The sequence below is a fragment of the Blautia sp. MSK.18.38 genome (assembly GCF_024460535.1).
Classification (GTDB): domain Bacteria; phylum Bacillota; class Clostridia; order Lachnospirales; family Lachnospiraceae; genus Blautia_A; species Blautia_A fusiformis.
The window spans coordinates 198631-215712 of sequence record NZ_JANFYP010000001.1; the positions used below are offsets into that span (position 1 = coordinate 198631).

23 protein-coding genes are annotated in these 17082 nt (G+C 39.1%); 7 read left to right on the forward strand and 16 right to left on the reverse strand.

Going from position 1 to position 17082, the window contains the following annotated elements:
- Window positions 1-47: 47 nt before the first annotated feature.
- The gene (locus tag NE638_RS00950; protein ID WP_173745631.1) at window positions 48-344 is read right to left on the reverse strand and encodes a helix-turn-helix domain-containing protein; all 297 of its coding nucleotides are present in this window, start codon (window positions 342-344) and stop codon (window positions 48-50) included.
- A gap of 331 nt (window positions 345-675) precedes the next feature.
- Here NE638_RS00950 and NE638_RS00955 point away from each other — a divergent pair, with 331 nt between their 5' ends.
- From NE638_RS00955 to NE638_RS00980, 6 genes are read left to right on the forward strand one after another with little or no spacing between them, the layout of a single operon-like run.
- Window positions 676-1380, forward strand: a complete 705-nt coding sequence (locus NE638_RS00955; protein ID WP_025580190.1) for a lantibiotic protection ABC transporter ATP-binding protein — start codon at window positions 676-678, stop codon at window positions 1378-1380.
- Window positions 1381-2127: a lantibiotic immunity ABC transporter MutE/EpiE family permease subunit gene (locus tag NE638_RS00960; protein WP_015527239.1), complete on the forward strand. Its 747-nt coding sequence runs from the start codon at window positions 1381-1383 to the stop codon at window positions 2125-2127.
- 2 nt (window positions 2128-2129) lie between these two features.
- Window positions 2130-2873 (forward strand): lantibiotic immunity ABC transporter MutG family permease subunit, encoded by a 744-nt coding sequence (locus NE638_RS00965; RefSeq protein ID WP_025580193.1) that lies wholly within the window; start codon window positions 2130-2132, stop codon window positions 2871-2873.
- Complete coding sequence (locus tag NE638_RS00970) at window positions 2866-3243, forward strand: NisI/SpaI family lantibiotic immunity lipoprotein (RefSeq protein WP_242872530.1); 378 nt, start codon at window positions 2866-2868, stop codon at window positions 3241-3243. Before NE638_RS00965 ends, NE638_RS00970 begins: the two co-directional genes overlap by 8 nt.
- 38 nt (window positions 3244-3281) lie before the next feature.
- Window positions 3282-3944 carry a response regulator transcription factor gene (locus NE638_RS00975; protein ID WP_008705326.1) on the forward strand — a complete coding sequence of 221 codons (663 nt, stop codon included), beginning with the start codon at window positions 3282-3284 and terminating at the stop codon, window positions 3942-3944.
- On the forward strand, window positions 3935-5299 hold the full coding sequence (locus tag NE638_RS00980; RefSeq protein WP_118608395.1) for a sensor histidine kinase: 1365 nt from the start codon (window positions 3935-3937) through the stop codon (window positions 5297-5299). Before NE638_RS00975 ends, NE638_RS00980 begins: the two co-directional genes overlap by 10 nt.
- Window positions 5300-5583: 284 nt before the next feature.
- Here NE638_RS00980 and NE638_RS00985 read toward each other — a convergent pair whose 3' ends face one another.
- From NE638_RS00985 to NE638_RS01005, 5 genes are all read right to left on the reverse strand, one after another.
- Window positions 5584-5802: a hypothetical protein gene (locus NE638_RS00985; RefSeq protein ID WP_008705328.1), complete on the reverse strand. Its 219-nt coding sequence runs from the start codon at window positions 5800-5802 to the stop codon at window positions 5584-5586.
- Window positions 5795-6022, reverse strand: a complete 228-nt coding sequence (locus NE638_RS00990; RefSeq protein ID WP_173745632.1) for a DNA-binding protein — start codon at window positions 6020-6022, stop codon at window positions 5795-5797. Before NE638_RS00990 ends, NE638_RS00985 begins: the two co-directional genes overlap by 8 nt.
- Window positions 6023-6584: 562 nt before the next feature.
- On the reverse strand, window positions 6585-7697 hold the full coding sequence (locus NE638_RS00995; protein ID WP_173745633.1) for an LPO_1073/Vpar_1526 family protein: 1113 nt from the start codon (window positions 7695-7697) through the stop codon (window positions 6585-6587).
- Window positions 7687-7986, reverse strand: a complete 300-nt coding sequence (locus NE638_RS01000) for a hypothetical protein (protein ID WP_173745634.1) — start codon at window positions 7984-7986, stop codon at window positions 7687-7689. The genes NE638_RS00995 and NE638_RS01000 overlap by 11 nt, the downstream gene beginning before the upstream one ends.
- An 18-nt stretch (window positions 7987-8004) precedes the next feature.
- On the reverse strand, window positions 8005-9168 hold the full coding sequence (locus NE638_RS01005) for a DUF262 domain-containing protein (RefSeq protein WP_173745635.1): 1164 nt from the start codon (window positions 9166-9168) through the stop codon (window positions 8005-8007).
- Between the two features lie 227 nt (window positions 9169-9395).
- Here NE638_RS01005 and NE638_RS01010 point away from each other — a divergent pair, with 227 nt between their 5' ends.
- Entirely contained in the window at window positions 9396-10277 is an 882-nt protein-coding gene (locus NE638_RS01010; protein WP_173745636.1) for a hypothetical protein, read from the forward strand.
- On the opposite strand, the gene NE638_RS01015 is transcribed toward NE638_RS01010, so the two are convergent.
- The 10 genes from NE638_RS01015 to NE638_RS01060 all read right to left on the reverse strand — a co-directional run bounded on the left by NE638_RS01015 (window position 10269) and on the right by NE638_RS01060 (window position 17068).
- Window positions 10269-11246 carry a DNA methyltransferase gene (locus NE638_RS01015; RefSeq protein ID WP_173745637.1) on the reverse strand — a complete coding sequence of 326 codons (978 nt, stop codon included), beginning with the start codon at window positions 11244-11246 and terminating at the stop codon, window positions 10269-10271. The two genes, NE638_RS01010 and NE638_RS01015, sit on opposite strands and share 9 nt — an antisense overlap.
- Window positions 11247-11462: a helix-turn-helix domain-containing protein gene (locus tag NE638_RS01020; protein ID WP_173745638.1), complete on the reverse strand. Its 216-nt coding sequence runs from the start codon at window positions 11460-11462 to the stop codon at window positions 11247-11249. It abuts the gene before it with no gap.
- A gap of 89 nt (window positions 11463-11551) precedes the next feature.
- Window positions 11552-11929, reverse strand: a complete 378-nt coding sequence (locus NE638_RS01025; protein WP_173745639.1) for a TnpV protein — start codon at window positions 11927-11929, stop codon at window positions 11552-11554.
- Between the two features lie 10 nt (window positions 11930-11939).
- A complete protein-coding gene (locus NE638_RS01030) occupies window positions 11940-12572 on the reverse strand; it encodes a hypothetical protein (protein ID WP_244094777.1) in 633 nt (210 codons plus the stop codon).
- A gap of 48 nt (window positions 12573-12620) precedes the next feature.
- Window positions 12621-13466 (reverse strand): MobA/MobL family protein, encoded by an 846-nt coding sequence (locus NE638_RS01035; RefSeq protein WP_256137097.1) that lies wholly within the window; start codon window positions 13464-13466, stop codon window positions 12621-12623.
- 312 nt (window positions 13467-13778) lie between these two features.
- A complete protein-coding gene (locus tag NE638_RS01040) occupies window positions 13779-14006 on the reverse strand; it encodes a DUF5348 domain-containing protein (RefSeq protein WP_173745640.1) in 228 nt (75 codons plus the stop codon).
- A gap of 175 nt (window positions 14007-14181) precedes the next feature.
- Complete coding sequence (locus tag NE638_RS01045) at window positions 14182-14424, reverse strand: complexin-2 (RefSeq protein ID WP_173745641.1); 243 nt, start codon at window positions 14422-14424, stop codon at window positions 14182-14184.
- Between the two features lie 91 nt (window positions 14425-14515).
- Window positions 14516-15670: an AAA family ATPase gene (locus NE638_RS01050; RefSeq protein WP_173745642.1), complete on the reverse strand. Its 1155-nt coding sequence runs from the start codon at window positions 15668-15670 to the stop codon at window positions 14516-14518.
- Entirely contained in the window at window positions 15667-15990 is a 324-nt protein-coding gene (locus NE638_RS01055) for a plasmid mobilization protein (protein WP_173745643.1), read from the reverse strand. Before NE638_RS01055 ends, NE638_RS01050 begins: the two co-directional genes overlap by 4 nt.
- A complete protein-coding gene (locus NE638_RS01060) occupies window positions 15968-17068 on the reverse strand; it encodes a site-specific integrase (protein WP_173745644.1) in 1101 nt (366 codons plus the stop codon). Before NE638_RS01060 ends, NE638_RS01055 begins: the two co-directional genes overlap by 23 nt.
- Window positions 17069-17082 lie beyond the last annotated feature (14 nt).

The following is a 17082-nucleotide window of genomic DNA, read 5'->3' on the forward strand; positions in this document are numbered from 1 at the left end:
TACCTAATTTACTACTTGCAGTACCTTTCTGACTGTTTCCGACTGCATCAACATCCGCATCTTCTCACTTCCACCTTCAACTTCTGGCTTTCCACACCTAAGACTATCCGGATGTTCAGATACGCAGCAATCTTTATACCAACATTCACCCATAAGGAAATGTGCTGCCGCATATCCTCGTCAATGACTTTTTTCACTTTGCCGCCCGGCTGCCTGATCTCCACCGTGGAAAGCTCGTCGATGTAGTCCGCATAGTGGGCCAGCACCTTTTCTGTGGCCCACTTCTCACCGGCAACGGCGGCTTTGATTGTTTCATAGTCCAGCAGCTTTTCTTGTCCGTCCATCCTGATACCCCCGTCAGATTGATTTTTTCCATGATACCATATCTGGGAGTATGGAGCCAGAGAAACCGGCGATTTTCTGCTGGTAAATTCTACGCATTTAGAGCAGCACTATGGCGGGGATAGGATAAAACACTCACATACCCCGCCGACTATGCGGGAAAAACCTTGAAATATAGGGCTTTTTAAGGCCCTAAATGCGTAGGTTGGTGCTTTGTTGCGATATGCTCCACGGTTACGGTATATTGTTCATATTCTGTTTTCGGGAATCTTTATGAAATCTTCAAAATTGCCCGGTATGCTATCCGTAGAATCAAAGAAAGGACTTGATTATATGGATATGATTTTGAAAACGACTGACCTCTGCAAAAATTTCAAGGGGCAAATGGCGGTAAACAATGTGTCACTGAACATCCGGCGCAACTCGGTTTATGGTCTGCTGGGGCCGAATGGGGCTGGCAAATCCACGATCTTAAAAATGCTCACCGGCATTTTGCGCCCCACATCGGGAAGCATCGAGTTTGACGGCCACCCGTGGAAGCGGAATGATCTGGAGCATATCGGTGCTTTGATTGAGATGCCCCCGCTTTACGAAAATCTGACTGCATACGAAAATCTCAAAGTCAGAACTACATTGCTCGGCCTGGACGATGCACGAATTAACGAGGTATTGCAAATTGTCCAGCTCACGAATACCGGCAAGAAACGGGCCGGGCAGTTTTCTCTTGGTATGAAGCAGCGGCTTGGTATTGCTATTGCATTGCTGAACAGTCCCCAGCTTTTGATTCTGGATGAACCGACTAACGGCCTTGACCCTTTAGGGATTGAGGAACTTCGAGAGTTAATTCGCTCTTTTCCCTGCAAAGGGATTACAGTTATTTTGTCCAGCCATATTCTGTCAGAAGTCCAGCAGATTGCAGATCATGTGGGTATCATTGCTGGCGGCGTCCTTGGATATGAGGGAGAGCTTCGCGCCGGTGAAGATTTGGAACAACTCTTTATGGATGTTATTCGCAGAAATGGTAAGGAGGGATATTAAATGGAGATGGCATATATTCAGGCAGAGAACCTAAAGCATAAGAGAACTTTCACAAAAACACTGATCGTTCTGGCCCCGTTTGTAACTGCGCTTATGAACTTTTTTGCCCCTCTTTGGTTCCAGCTCAATTCTTATAATTGGTGGTATAACCTGCTTTATCCTGGATTCCTTACGCTCACCTGTGCCTTGATTGAACAGCGGGATAATGGCAAACTAAAATATCGTGCCGTTGCTTCATTGCCTGTTTCGCAGAACAAAGTCTGGAAAGCAAAAATTGGAGTGGCCGGTATTTACTCCTGTGTGGGGAATTTCATTTTCCTGGCGCTAAATCTGTTGGGCGGTTTTGCAATATTAGTTATCAACGAAATTCCCCTGACAATCGGAATTTGCCAGGCTGCGGCCGGAACAGCTTGTATTGTCATTGCAAGCCTATGGGAAGTTCCGCTGTGCTTATGGTTATCAAAAAAAGTTGGTATCTTTGTCACGGTTATTCTTAATGCCGGACTTGGAAGCGTTTTAGGGATTTTCACGGCTACAACCTCTTTGTGGATGATCTGCCCGTATAGCTGGGTGCCGCATCTTATGATTTCCGTGTTAGGTATTTTGCCTAATGGTGAGCCGGTTGCAGATCAGAGTACGGCAATGGCATTTTGGATGATTATACTTGTATTGGTCATTTCGCTGGCCTGGTTTGCGGCGCTGTCATTTTTAACTGCAAGATGGTTTGAGAAAAAGGAGGTGGGGTAACTATGGTATCTGTGGTTCGCTGCTGGAAAGCAGAATATCAGAAGTGTAAACATAGCATTTTGCTCTATATGCACAGCATGATTCCGATTATATGTGCGGCGATTTTTGCGGGTTACTATCATATATCCAGATGGGAACTGGCAACCAAAATCAGTGCCTATCTGGAAGTGCTGGCCGTTGCGTTCCCGTTTCTGATCGGCATTATTGTGGGCCTGGTTGTTCAGATCGAAAATCAGGCCGGGCATTATCAGCTTTTGTTGGGAACAATCCCATCTCGCATGGCAACGTATATTGGTAAACTTGGTTTTCTGATGATCTGTGCTTTTGGCGCAACATTTTTAGCGTTAGGAACATTCGCTGCACTATATAGGGATGCTCCGGCAAGCCTTTACCTGAAAGCAGGGATTCTATTGTTGATTACCATGCTTCCCATTTACCTGATTCATTTGTTTGTGGGAATGAGCTTCGGAAAAGGTGCATCTATGGGATTGGGAATTGCAGGGAGTTTAATAGCTGCCCTTATGATAACAGGGCTTGGTGACGCTACATGGAAATATATTCCCTGGGCCTGGGGCGTTCGTGCTATGGATTACACTGTGCTTGCATGGGATAGCCCCCAACTGTATGCACAGGTAAAAACCGATTTTTTCAGCGGTATGATTATTTCTGTATGCTGCACTGTTTGTCTGCTGATTGCCAGTTTGGTTTGGTTTCATGGTTGGGAGGGAGGTAAAAACAGTGAATAAAAAGTGCCTGTTTGCCGTGGTAATTATGCTTGTAAGTCTTATATGCTTATCGGCCTGCGGTGCGCTCCGCGATACCGCCGATAAAAATAAGGCGTTAAATGAATCTCTGCCGTATTATGAGCTGAACGCCGCAAACTATGATGAAATTTCATATAACGGCCTGACATATACCATAACGGATGAATGTCTTGAAATGTCAGAACTGCAAGAAGAAATCGGGCAGGTATCGAAACGCTTCAAAAATGTGGCGGGGGAAGATTTCAGTTTCGGCTACGTTTACAGTATTGTGAATGTGGATATAAGCAATGCCGTAGCTGTAAATATCAACAATGAATATCGGAAAGCTGACATTAAAAATAATGATGAGTAACCTCGACAATGTGGTATAATGGGGCGGGAGGTGATTTTTTGACCCACTTACTTGTAGTTGACGATGAAGTTTCTATCTTGGAATTGATTAAGAACAGTTTGGGGAAAGATGGATATTTGATAACAGTCTGTCAAAATGCGGATGATGTAGACATCAAAAAGCTGCATTTCTATGACCTCATTCTTTTGGATGTGATGATGCCTGGCACAGACGGGTTTGAGTTTTGCAAACAGATCAGGAATATGGTAGACTGCCCGATTCTCTTTCTGACCGCAAAGACATTAGAGGAAGATATATTGTTTGGATTGGGCATCGGTGCGGATGATTATATTACGAAACCTTTTCGTATTCAGGAGCTTCGCGCCCGTGTCGCGGCACATTTACGCAGAGAAAAAAGGGAGCATCACAGCACACTTTCATTTGAGCCTGATATAAGATTTGACCTTTCCGCAAAGGTACTGTATGTTTCAGAACAGCCGGTTCCCCTTACCAAAAGCGAGTATTCAATCTGTGAATACCTTGCGAAAAACCGGGGACAGGTTTTTACAAAAGAACAAATCTATGAAGCCGTTTTCGGGTTTGATGGAATAGGCGATAACTCTACGATCTCAACGCATATAAAAAATATTCGTGCGAAATTGGAGCATTTCAAAATAAGTCCGGTCAGCACCGTATGGGGGATAGGATATAAATGGGAGTGAAAAAGAAACCTACATTGAAAATATTGTTTCGCCAGTTTGCTATCTCCCTCATTGTCATGCTGGTAGCGGCAATTATTGTCCCTTCTGGTTTGGAGGGACTTGCTGTAAATGCTGGATTAGCTACAAGAGCAAATCTAAGTGAATTGCAGGTAAAAGAGATCATTCCAACGCTGACGATTGCCCCGGATATTACAAAGGTTGTGATTCCACAGGGATGCGGCTACTTAATTCTGGACAAGAACTTTAATGAGCTTTACAGCAATATGGACGATGATGAAAAAGAAATTGCCCTGCTGTACGCAAAGGGAGAATATATTGAATATGCTACGGGGAGGCAGTTTGCACTTGTTGTCCGGGAAAACGAATTTTGCGTTTTAAGGTATTATATTGGTTCTCAATTTACAGTGTCATGGCTACCGGAATATTTTCCATCTCCTGACACGCTTGCGTTTATCCTGATGGCTGTAAATTCGCTGCTGGTCATTATCATACTGACCGCCAGATTTGCTAAGAACCTGCGTACACAACTGACCCCGCTTTTTGAAGCAACTGCGGAGGTTTCAAAGCAAAACCTTGATTTTGAAGTAGGACACGCCAAAATCAAAGAGTTTGAAGATGTCCTTGCATCTTTTTCAGATATGAAAGATAATCTGAAAATTTCGTTAGAACGGCAATGGAAAACCGAACAGACACAGAAAGAGCAAATCGCCGCGCTTGCCCATGATTTGAAAACGCCTCTGACGGTTATTCAAGGAAATGCTGATTTACTCACAGAAACAAATCTTGATGATGAGCAACGATTATACGCTGGTTACGTCGTGGAAAGCTCCGGCCAGATGCAGTCATATATTCAAACCCTGATTGATATATCACGGGCGGCGGTTGGTTATCAGCTCCATATTAAAAGTATAGACTTGCCAGCGTTCATGCAGCACTTGTTCGGTTATATGGAATCACTATGCCGGACAAAAGAAATCCGGCTGCAAATGAATACTGTTTCACTCCCTCAAATGCTGAAATTTGATAGGGTGCTGATAGAACGTGCTATTATGAATGTTATCAGTAATGGGCTGGACTACTCCCCGCAAGGCGGAACGCTTTATGTGGATATTCAGAGTAACAACGGTTTCGTGGAAATTTCAGTCACAGACGAGGGAACGGGGTTTTCTAAAGAGGCATTATGCCACGCACAGGAACGGTTCTATATGGGCGATCAAAGCCGCAATTCAAAGTTACACTTTGGTATGGGTCTATATATTACAAATTCGATTATGGAACAACATAATGGTCAGCTTATTTTAGAAAATTCAAAAGAAACCGGCGGCGCAAAGGTTACTATGAAACTTCCTTGCTGATTTTCCGATAGTGTAATGGACGTCTTTTATGTCCGTCCATTTTTCAAATCTTTATGGAATCTTCAAAAATTCCTCTTATCATGTATCTAAAGAAAAAACATCTGCCCAGCGGCAGAAAAGAAAAAAACCGCTGCTGGGCAGACCCATTTTCACGCTTAATTTATATTCACTGGTGGCGGTTTTGAGAAATCAAGGCCGCTGCTTTCTTTCTGTCATTCCCAGCAGTTAAAGGCATGGCGGCCCACGGGAGGACGCCGCCATATACATTTTTTCCTGCACTATACTCATATCGCTTTATCCTCCTTCAAATATTGCTCAACATGTTCCAGACCATAGATCTTGTCCTCTACATAGCGGGTTGGCACCCGTCCGAGAATAACATAATAGTTCTTGCTTTCCAGATCGGCATTCATTCTTTCCACCACCCGGTAAGCAAACGAAACTGATAATCCAAAGAGTTCTGCAATGTCTTCTACTGATAAATACATTTTTCTCTTACGCATGAAACCATTCCTTTCCCTCTTCCTGTGGAATCTCACAAGTATCTTCTACTCCGTAGAAACGCTTCACAAAATACTTTGTCGGAGCTTTTCCTCTAAGCGTCAAATATCCCTGTTCTTCCAGCTCCTTATTCAGATTGCCAATGATCTCATAAGCCGATGTCTGTTTTACCTCCAGAAGTTCACATATATCGGCTGCCTTTAAAAATAATTTGTTCTGCATAATAAGTACCTCCTGTATTTTGAATATTTATCTCTTCATATACTCTGTACTGGCAAATGTAAAATCGGACATCATTTTCCGAAATTTAGCAAATTATTTTAATTTTACAGTTTCCATATGTGTTATCGCTGAACCATGGAGTTAATATCATTGAAAAAGTGTATAAAAAAACAGTCTGCCCTGACGGAAAATATTTCCATCAAAACAAACTGTTCTTCATATTCACACTAATTATATTTTCTGAGCATAGTTACTTTTGCGAAAATCTCAGATAACTCCGGAAAGAAAAAAAAGAAAAAAAAGATTTTTTAACTCCATTTGCACTCCACCGGAACATCCAGACAGCCCGCAAAACCTTTATTTATGGGCTTTTTCGCAATTTAGTCCGCTACTCAAACTCGGCAAATCCAAAGATATTCTTAAATATATTTGTTTAAGTTTTATGTCTTTTTTGCCGTTATTTTATTTCTGTTACATATATTATTTTGGCTCGCTGATTTTCTGTTGCCAATTTGTTGCCATTTCATTATAACTGTTAGGGAAATACTTGACAACCTTTATTTTATTCTAACGGAGGTATGCTGCTATCACATCTTTGTGCATTTGCATGGGCTAATACAGTTCCAACAGTAGTTATGTCAAATGCCATTGGAATATCATTCCACCATTTTAGTAATGAACTGAGTGTTTCTCTTTTTTTCCATTCTAAAGAAAAGTTCTCTGTTACCATTTTCTTCTGTTCTTCATTCTTATCATATAAGTCATATATTTGCTCAAGAATACTTCGTTGTTCATTTGAAATTTCACTAGGTAGTTCTACTAACTTTCCAGAAGATATTTGTTTGTTCACTAATTTCAAGGAACCTATTTGTTTCTTATTAATAACAGGCAGTCTAACATACCCTTCTAATAATTCATGATCACATAACAATTCTCTTGGCAAATTGCCACTACTCAATAAAGATAACGCTTTCTGATAATCCTCAGATTCTTTTTTTATTCCTACGCATACATAACCATCTAATTGTTCCGCATAAAATAAATCTAAATCTTTCAATGAACTAATATGATCTAATCTCACTGCATCTAAAATTTCTAAGTGATCTAACCACTCTTTTCCTTGGCACAAATTTGTATAGCACAATTTTGAAAATACATTCTCTAAAATATTTAATCCTCGTATGATTGATCCCGTCGCTGGAAATAATCGTTCTATCGTATACGCAACAGTCAAAGCACATAAAGCATCATCATCTACTTGATCAACAATTTCTATTGCTTTTTTTATGCCCACACGTACTTTTCTATCCTTATCCTTTTTTACTCTATGTAACAGTAATTCCGAAAGTAAGTCATAATCTGCTTCCCTTTCTGTTGATGCTGCTGTTTTATGTGCCTCTGTTATAAGAAATTGAAATGAAGGATCAGAAAATTTTTGTAATGCCCCTTCTACTTTTAACATTTTAGGCATAAGTGCTTCTTCAAATTTTGCAACTCTTTCGTTTGCACATTGATAGGCATCTTGCGTAAAGTCCTTTCTTGCTATAGCATACATTTCATTAAAAATCTCGCGTGCTCTCTTTTCATCTATACCAGAAACATTCGTTATATTAATTATTTCAGCCTGCATCTGCTGTGCATTGTTTCCAGCCTTTTGTACTTGTTTATCGCTCATTGACATTAACTCTCCCTATTTGTGTTTGAGAAGCCTCATCCTTTGCTTTTTGTTCTTGCTTAATTTTAATATTATTAACATTGAGATTTTTTTCATCTAATACAATTGTTTTATCACTTTCGCCTATTTGTTTCTGTTTAGAAGCAGTCCCAGCTTTCTGTTTTTGTTTCATACTTTGCTTATTTACCCCTATTTTATAACCAATTGTTCCTCCTGTCACCGCCCCCAAAATTACACCTATAATTATACTAATCAACTCAGTACCCAAACCATCAAAAAACCATTCCATTTATTTTGTCCCTCTTCCTTATATCTTTAACAGCTCCGTGTAAATCTTTCTCCTAGCAGTATTTGATTTATTAGTAAATTCAACGCCATTATACCAATTTATCAGCTCCTCCTTTTGTTTATCTGAAATATCTTCTCTATGGAACACAAAATATCCAATAAGATAATTCACATAATCAGAACGATTATATTTTTCCAAATCATTATTTTCTATAAACTTCAAAGCCCTTTCCAAAGCCTCTAATGTCATTTCAAAACATTCTTTTAATTTATCTGGCTCTAAGTTACAAAGCTGATTTTCTTTTGTGTCAGATGAAATAGGTGCAAAATTATTCGAATGCTTACCAGAAACAAGCACTTCATACGCTGGATTTAATGCTGCAATTGAATATGAGACATTTGTCTTCTGCGGTGTAAAGAAATCATATCCATATTCCTGTACCTTATTACGATATACATGCGTATATTGTGTATACACATCAATACCATGTGCTTTCAATTTAGAAAATCTCATTTGAATAATACTTACACGACTTCCCGCATTATTCAAGACTTCAAACCAGTTAATCTGCTCATCCTCAGTAAGATCCGTTGCAAAATTAATTGTATATTGATAAGTCTTTATTTTATTTCTAATCTGTAATAACGCATTTACTACCATCGGCGCTGCTAAAGCTTTATTTTTCTCTGTGTAAGTAATTAGTTCATTATCATCTTTATTCAAAAGCACACCAACCGGAACCTGATTTTTCCGATATGCTTCCGCATTTATAACAAATTCTCCCTTTCCTAAATCTAACACTACACTTTTTAAATCTGGATGATTGCAATATGCTTTATAATTTGTCGTTAACCTCTGTTGCCCATCTACAACGGACATCTGCCCTCTTACAGTTTCAGAAAGCAATTCCCTTTCTATAAAGGAAACTTGTGGTACTGCAAATTCTTTTTCTGTATTATTTATTATATTAATAGAGATAGCAGATATAGGAGATTTACTTAAAAGCTGATAATTTAACAATTCAACACATTTAGCTAATGTCCAACTAACATCTCTTTGATATAAAGGCAATGTTAATTCATTTTTTTCTATATACTCACATAATGTAAAAATATATTCTTGTCTACTATTTTTTGTTGGATTAAGATTCGCAGCCTCCAGCAATTGTTTATTAATATTCATCTCGTCTCCTTTCTAGCTGCTTTTTTTAGCAGCTACTTAATTTTTTTAAATTTTATCAATTTATTTTCTATTTGTCAAGTGCTGCTACTTTTGTTCTATTTGTTTGAGCTAATTACATATATTATTAAAACCATCACATGTAGTCAAATTAAAATTATATGTACTATCTTTTATTCCGCTCATTATGATATACTAAAACCAATAAATTATCGAAAGGAGCCACAGAAATGAACACCCGTGATATTCTAAATGCTGCAAAAGAAGAATTAACTTCTTTGGACAGCCATTTAATTGATGTGCTAGATATTAAACGTCCCACATCACTAGCCTACGCAAAACAGCTTGCTAAAGTTATTTCAAAACTCTCCCCTCTCCTCGGAAATATGATTGAATTTTCCACTGTGGACTTATTAAACAAGCATGATTGGAACAACATGGGAGAATGGATAAGACAAGACCCTGGTTTTCCAGATGCTCTTTTTAAAAGCAACACTATCTCTCCCAATCCTGGCATTGAAATCAAAGCCTGGTTCCCATTTGCAACAGAAATTACTGCTCGTTTTAAAGATAGTATAACTATTTTCTCACAGGACAATATAGATATGGCATTAATCGCATGGCTACCTGAAAATGTTATTTGGGGCAAGCCCAAAATCATTGATGTCCTAGTAGTTAGCGGAAAAAGTGTAGCAGAGGCACGAGATGCTCACTATCATAGACCACCTGATTATCTTGTTTTTGAACCCGAAGATACTTCCAATCGTACTTCTAATTTACAACAAACCAATACCAATGGTTATAAATTACAAACCGATAAATGTGATGTTAAATCAGCCATCGAATTTGTCGAAAAATGGGGAGAAAGCGCGTTAGAATATAGTCCAACACCTGAATATCAGCAACGTTTAAGATCTCTATACGGACAATTTGTATATAGGCTTGATACTAATTACGCTAAAATTGACCGTATAGAGCATAAAGAAATAGAAAAATTCAAAACTCATGTATTAAATACAGATTTTCATGGTATGACAATCAAACAATGGAGTAATATATTTTCATCAAAAGATGAAGCGAAATTAGAATATGCACTAAAAACACTACTGTAAACTACTTTTAATTCGTTTTATGCCAATACTATATACATCTGGATTTATTTCAGCACCAAAACAGGTGCGTCCTAATTCAGCTGAGGCAACTGCTGTTGTACATAAACCAGCAAATGGATCCCAAATCACATCATTGATATCAGAAACCATTTCTATTGTACGTTTAATCAATTCTAATGGTTTCTGATTCAAGTGTACAGCTTTTTGATTAATTTTCAAACGTTCGCTTCCTCTCAGTTGTGGAACTTGCCATACATTTGTCACTCCAATAGGACAATAAAACTTTGATCTCATTTGTGCCCACTCATTTTTAGTTATAGGGGTTTTTCCGTTTATAGAAAAATAGGGTTTTTCTTTTTCATCACCAAATTCATTCGCATACAATGCAATTTTTTCAAACGCCTCCGCTGGTGGCATGTACCACAAATGACATTTTGTAAAATATTTCCTTGTTGCTGCGTTTTTAACTCCACAAGCTTCATTAGTTCTCGATAATGGTAATCCTGTACGTAACCATTCATAACGAAGCCACTCTTTCATACTCATTTTCTTTTCACCTACTGTAAAAATTGGACGTTTTACATATTGAACACAAACTTCTGTCACAACAGGTAAATGCCTAATAGTTTTTGTATTTGTATTTCCTGCGACATGACTCATTCCTTTATCCCATACGCAACACGAAACATATTCCCATCCGTATTTTTCTAATACCGGATGAACAGTTGCCCAGCCCACTTCCGTACACCAAAACCATAACGTAGTAAGTGGTGTTGAAAATTCACTCCACTTTTTTATGTGTGGTTCATACCATTCAGCTAAACCATTATATGAAACTAAATCTCCTGGAAATCCATTCACACCATAGGGGCCATCACAAATTATAGCCACTGGGCTTTTCCATTTATCATACACTTTCATTGCATCGCTACAATATAAATGAATATTATTAATATCCGTTTGTTCCACTTATCTATCCTCCTTATCGCAACAATGCTGAATAACATTTTCAACTTTACATTCAAAATAATTGCAAAGTCGATCTATGATTTCCATTGACACTTGTTCTCCTCTTCCCATTTTATCCATAGTAGATTTTGATATATCGGTCGCTTTCATTAAATCTTTCTTGCTCATATCATAATCAATTAACAATTTCCACAAAGGCTTATATGAAAAAGACATTTCTTTTCCCCCTCTCTAATTCTCTCTAAATTTTAATATAAAAGTATTGCATTTGCAATACTTTTATATCGATTTTAGCATATTTTATCTTATACAAATACCATTGTATATTGAACAATCTCCTCCACACAAGCCCGGATATTATTCATTCTCCCAACCCATGCCATCTGATCCTGCATCTTCAATTCTTCCGTCACGCCTTGCTTTTCTTTCATCTGCTCCACTAATCTGTCCATCATCTGATTACATTCCTCGTCAGTCTGATGCAGATGCTCATTTAACTTCCCAGCAAGTACCAACTCCAGATATAATCCCTTCCGATGCTCCTGCAAATATAACTTTCTCAGCATTCCATACTTTCCAATCGGATACTCTGACCCTTCCGGGAGGTACAGGTCTGGATAGTACAGACCGTCCTCTCCTAAAGTGTAACTGATTCCGTTTTCTCCCATAATGTGTTTCTCCATGATTGTCCTCCTATCTTGCTCCCCGGTCTTTATTCTGACTATGGGTATGCTGTTTATTTTTCTGTTCATTCTGTATTTCTTGTTTCTTTTCTGCCAGCTTCGCCCTAATACCATGCGCTACTGGCTCTTTTCCTGTTTCTTTCTTCCATTTTTCTATTGCAGTTCGATACTGACTATACTCAGTTTGAGAAGCCTTAAAATCCTTTAAAAATTCCTGTACACTTCTATATCCGGTTTTCTGCACAATCCTTGGAAGATAATCTTTCATATCTCTAATCTGGCTTTTCAGTTCATCAATTTCTTTCTGCAATTCTTTTTTCTTTCTTCCTTTAAACCATCCCGTGACTTCTGACAGTTCTTTCTTCTTTGCAGAAAGCTGTTTTTGTTTCTGTTGAATTGCACCGTTTTGATCTTCCAGTTCTTTATTCACTTTAAATAGTTTCGGATACTTTGATGCAAGCCTCGTCATTTTAGGTTGTTCCGGTTCTGCCTTTTCTTCTTTTGTTGTCTTGACTGCTGCTGTGCTATTTTCAGCAACATGCTCTGGGTGTTCTGTTTCCGTTTGCTCTGTCTGTTTTGGCACTTCCCTGGGTTTCTTAAACAGCACACTTGCTATCAAAAACTCCAATGTCTCAACAGCCACTGTTACAACTCTGGAAAATAATTGTGGTCTGTTTCCACGCCGAGCAATTCATTTCCTGATTGGCTCCGTGATTTCTTTCCGCTTCACTTCCATTATCTTCGGTTCCGGCACTCCACTAATCAATGCCATATCAACAGCTCTGTTCCATTCCCAGCGTTTTTGGTTATCCTCTTCTATTTCCTGTGCTTTCGAATTATTTTTTCCAATTTTCTTTGTTGCAAGATACACACTGCCACGCTCAAATACCTGCACCTTCTGGCTCTCGTCCTGCACATAAATATTGATTAAATCTGTATAAGAATGCTTTACCTCATCCAGAAATGAATTGCTCTTGAAGCGTTCCTCTTTCACTGTAAACAATTTTTTCTCATATACTTCACCTTTTTTTATGATACTGCAGCCTTTCCGGATCTCACCATCTTCTCCTAATATCTCTTTTTTGGTTCGGACATGTTTTCCATTTTCATCATAAAACATATTTCTGCTGGCAATCTTAATGATTGGTTCATCCAGTAGTTTCCGTTCTGCAAATATCAAATGAATGTGATAATTGGTCTTTCTTTTATTGTGGTGCAAAGCAGCGATACACTCCATTCCATAATTCTGCTTAAAATGATTTGTAAAAAGCTGTAGCAATCTATCCGGCTGAAATTCTGTAAAACTCTCTGGCAAAGCAATGATCAGTTCTCTTGCCTCAATACATTTTCCTTCTGTTCCACTTTTTGTAAATTCTTCCTGATTACATTTTGCAAGTTCCCGCCAGAATTTCCGTTCTGTAGTTTCATAAACTGCATAGAGATTTTCCTGTTTTGCATGACTGGATATATAAGTGATTCTGCCTTTTACATTGCTTAGTTTTGTCATTTGAATAAATGAATTTCTTCCGATCGGCACTCCCTCCTTGTCTTCGGCAAAATAAATTCCGCCATTTCATTTGTGAGTGGATGCATCGGCATCCGTTTACGAACTAACTGCCGTTTCCGGCTATATTAGCTCCCGGCAGGGCGAAATACACAGAGCATAAACGAAGTTTGTGCGATGGGTGTATTTCGCTCTCAAACGCCGAGGGCTTTGTGAGATGCTTCTTACATCTACCACAACTTGGCTTTCACTTTTCATTTTGGGCGTATCCGTCCTCTTTTTCTTCCCGTATCCGGGCTTATTTTTTCACTAACAACAAACCGACTATTACTCTTCCTGTCTGCTTTATTCCGGTATCCTTGCCCGTACATACTCCAGATCTCCACAATATGGTGTTCCAACCAAATACCATTCTCTCGCCAGATTCATTTCCATTCGTGTCTTTACCCACTGATTATCAACTAGAACTTCCAGACATTCTCCGCAGTGAAATCCTGGATCAATCCATAAGTCTGAGGACAATAATCCATATCTTTTGTTATAACTGTTGTAACCTAATCTTCCTTCTCTCATGGTGTCATTCTCCCTTCATTTATCGTTCCTGCAAGGGCGCCCTGAATCAGGGCCCCCTTTTGAAAATCTCTTTGCCTCGCCAGCCAACTCCCGACTGCACCTTACCGGCTTTCTCTCTGTTTGCTATCTACAGGTGCGTGCCACGCTCCTGTCATTAGGTAATCAAGCAGAACCTTTACCATCGAAAATCTTTATGCATTCCGCACTTATCCAAATATTCTTGTCTTGCCTTTTCCCGTTCTTCCTCGGTTGGTGCTGTTTTGAATGTTGTATATAACTGACGTTTTACCATACTGTCTAATTTTTCCATCAATGCTTTTTCTATCTCCGGCAGATATTCCTCGTTCCCGGCAAGATGGTACTGGAACAATGCCAGTAATAAATCTTTGGATATCTGTACCTGTGATTTTCTTTCCATGTTTCTCCTTTCCGTGACAGTCGTGACGATAGTGACGATATTTTCACTACCGACACGCTATATAAAATACCGTCACAACCGTCACATATCGTCACGCTTGTTTTCCAACAAAGGCTAATCTGATCTTTCTTCCATCATGTCCCCGCTCCGCTTTATACTGGATTCCATATTCCAGAATCAATCGTTCCAGGCTGACATTTAATTTTCGTGATAATGCGTTCGGCTGCATTTCCACCTGCAATACTTCCACAAGCTCTGTTGCTGTTCCTACCCACTCTGGCATAGTTTCTGTTACAAGTTCTTTGATTTTTTCCAACACTGGATCTTCTGATTCTTTCCAAAGTTCTGTTTCTGTCTTGGTAAGTTCCCAGACACATCTCTCCCGATTAAAATTCAACCACAGTTTCTGATCCTGCTGGTCACGCCCTGCCACTTCCAGAACTGCCTTATTATCTGTCCGTTTTTCTTTCTGCATGACGAATGCTCCATCCGCAGCTCCAAGCAATCCATTCGTGCCAGAAATCATATCAAAACTATCGGAAGATTCCATTTTCCTTGTATGATGCACAACCAGAAAACAGATGCCATATTTATCACTGAATGCTTTCAGCTTTGTTACAATCTCGTAATCGCTGGCATAACTGAATTTATCTCCACCGACCTCTCGAACCTTCTGAAGAGTATCAATGATAATCAGTCTTGCATCTTTATGCTCCGTCACAAATGTTACAAGCTGTCTTTCCAGTCCGTCATTGAGCGATTTTGATTTTGTAGCGAAATAAAAATTCTCACTGCCTTCCATTCCAAACATCTGTGATAATCGCTTTTGTAATCTTGCATAATCATCTTCCAGTGCCAGATAGAGAACCGTTCCCTGTCTGACTGAAAATCCCCACAATGGAAATCCTTTACTGATGTGATACCCAATCTGTGCCATAAAGAATGATTTCCCAATTTTCGGCGAACCAACAAACAGGTAAGTTCCGTTATACAGAAGCCCATCTATAATCGGCAGTTTTGGTGGATATGCGGTGTCGTATAATTCCATCATGGAAACGGTTTCCAGATTATCTGGGTTATTTTTATTTGCTGATTTTGCTGTATTTTCCGCATTATTTGTGGCTTGCAGATTGCCCTTGCCGGGCAAATCTGCTATACTTTGGTTGGTTAATTTATTACTTGATGGCTGTTCCACATCTGCGCTAACAGATGCAATCGGAGCAGTCATTTTTTCTTTTGCTGTCATTCATTTTCCCCTTTCAATCCATACAATGTCTCTGCAACCAATCTCAGGGTACTCAGCAACTCTTCGTTTTCCTCACTGCATTTTTCCAGATGTTTCAATTCTTCATAAATCTCTGCCATCTGATTTCGCAATGCTTTATACACTCTTGGATTTCCCTGTACCACAATTTCCCGATCAGTTAATCGTTTTGTGATATAGTCCTGCTTGCTAAGTCCTGACACTCGGACACATGCATCAATTTGCTCTGCTTCTTCCGGTGATACCCGGAATGCTACGATTTTGTTTCTCCATCTTCCTTTACTGTCCAGATTCTTCTCCATTTGATTTTTCCATCCTTTTAATATCCAACTGTTCTGCCATCTGTGCTTGCTCACTTGGAAACAAATGTGCATATCGGTAAGTGATATCAATGCTCTCATGTCCCATTCGGTCTGCGATTGCCAATACCGTAAATCCCATATTGATCAATAACGATACATGGGAATGTCGCAAATCATGCACACGAATTCGCTTTACCCCAGACACTTTTGATCCTCTGCTCATTTCATGATGCAGATAAGATTTGGAAATCGTGAAAATTCTTTCGTCTTCCTTCAGACCGTAAAGCATTCCCATATAATCCTGCATCTCATCACATATAAATTGTGGCATCTTGATAAATCTGTTACTTTTAAATGTCTTTGGTGGGGTAATCACATCTTCCCGGTTTAATCTTTGATATGATTTGTTAATTCGCAGTGTATGCGTTGTAAAGTCAAAATCCGCTGGTGTCAGGGCAAGCAACTCTCCTTCACGGATACCACACCAGTAAAGCATTTCAAAAGCGTAGTAAGAAACTGGTTTATCCATCATCACATCTGCAAATTTCAAATACTCTTCTTTCGTCCAGAACAACATTTCCTTATATTCCTCTATTGCTATATTTCCAACTTTCTGTGCCGGATTAGAAAGCAAATGATAAAAATCAACTGCATGATTGAAAATGGCACTTAACTGGCTGTGGATTTTCCGCAGATATGAAGCAGAATACCCTTTTCCATTCGCTCTCTTAAATGCAAGCAAATGATTCTGCCATGCAATCACATCTTTTGGTTCAATTTCTGCAATCTTTCTCTCCCCAAAGTATGGAAGAATTTTTGTTCTGGCAATATTATTCTTAGTTCCCCATGTGTTATCCCGGATTCGTTCCTTTTTATCTTCTACATAAATTTCATAAAAACTTGCGAAAGTCATATCCAGTTTTGCATCATGCTTTAACATTTGTTCGTGTTCCCACATCTGCGCTTCTCGCTTCGTAGGAAATCCTCGTTTTGAAGTCTGTTTCGTTTTCCCTGTCCCGTCGGTATACCGATAAACCACTCGCCACTTCCCAGTGACATTATCTTTGTAAATACTCATACAAATTCTCCTCT

Excerpts from the sequence above, each read along its gene's own strand:
- NE638_RS00950 (WP_173745631.1), bottom strand. The coding sequence starts at position 344 with ATGGACGGACAAGAAAAGCTGCTGGACTATGAAACAATCAAAGCCGCC.
- NE638_RS00955 (WP_025580190.1), top strand. The coding sequence starts at position 676 with ATGGATATGATTTTGAAAACGACTGACCTCTGCAAAAATTTCAAGGGG.
- NE638_RS00960 (WP_015527239.1), top strand. The coding sequence starts at position 1,381 with ATGGAGATGGCATATATTCAGGCAGAGAACCTAAAGCATAAGAGAACT.
- NE638_RS00965 (WP_025580193.1), top strand. The coding sequence starts at position 2,130 with ATGGTATCTGTGGTTCGCTGCTGGAAAGCAGAATATCAGAAGTGTAAA.
- NE638_RS00980 (WP_118608395.1), top strand. The coding sequence starts at position 3,935 with ATGGGAGTGAAAAAGAAACCTACATTGAAAATATTGTTTCGCCAGTTT.
- NE638_RS00985 (WP_008705328.1), bottom strand. The coding sequence starts at position 5,802 with ATGCGTAAGAGAAAAATGTATTTATCAGTAGAAGACATTGCAGAACTC.
- NE638_RS00990 (WP_173745632.1), bottom strand. The coding sequence starts at position 6,022 with ATGCAGAACAAATTATTTTTAAAGGCAGCCGATATATGTGAACTTCTG.
- NE638_RS00995 (WP_173745633.1), bottom strand. The coding sequence starts at position 7,697 with ATGAGCGATAAACAAGTACAAAAGGCTGGAAACAATGCACAGCAGATG.
- NE638_RS01000 (WP_173745634.1), bottom strand. The coding sequence starts at position 7,986 with ATGGAATGGTTTTTTGATGGTTTGGGTACTGAGTTGATTAGTATAATT.
- NE638_RS01005 (WP_173745635.1), bottom strand. The coding sequence starts at position 9,168 with ATGAATATTAATAAACAATTGCTGGAGGCTGCGAATCTTAATCCAACA.
- NE638_RS01010 (WP_173745636.1), top strand. The coding sequence starts at position 9,396 with ATGAACACCCGTGATATTCTAAATGCTGCAAAAGAAGAATTAACTTCT.
- NE638_RS01020 (WP_173745638.1), bottom strand. The coding sequence starts at position 11,462 with ATGTCTTTTTCATATAAGCCTTTGTGGAAATTGTTAATTGATTATGAT.
- NE638_RS01025 (WP_173745639.1), bottom strand. The coding sequence starts at position 11,929 with ATGGAGAAACACATTATGGGAGAAAACGGAATCAGTTACACTTTAGGA.
- NE638_RS01040 (WP_173745640.1), bottom strand. The coding sequence starts at position 14,006 with ATGAGAGAAGGAAGATTAGGTTACAACAGTTATAACAAAAGATATGGA.
- NE638_RS01045 (WP_173745641.1), bottom strand. The coding sequence starts at position 14,424 with ATGGAAAGAAAATCACAGGTACAGATATCCAAAGATTTATTACTGGCA.
- NE638_RS01050 (WP_173745642.1), bottom strand. The coding sequence starts at position 15,670 with ATGACAGCAAAAGAAAAAATGACTGCTCCGATTGCATCTGTTAGCGCA.
- NE638_RS01055 (WP_173745643.1), bottom strand. The coding sequence starts at position 15,990 with ATGGAGAAGAATCTGGACAGTAAAGGAAGATGGAGAAACAAAATCGTA.
- NE638_RS01060 (WP_173745644.1), bottom strand. The coding sequence starts at position 17,068 with ATGAGTATTTACAAAGATAATGTCACTGGGAAGTGGCGAGTGGTTTAT.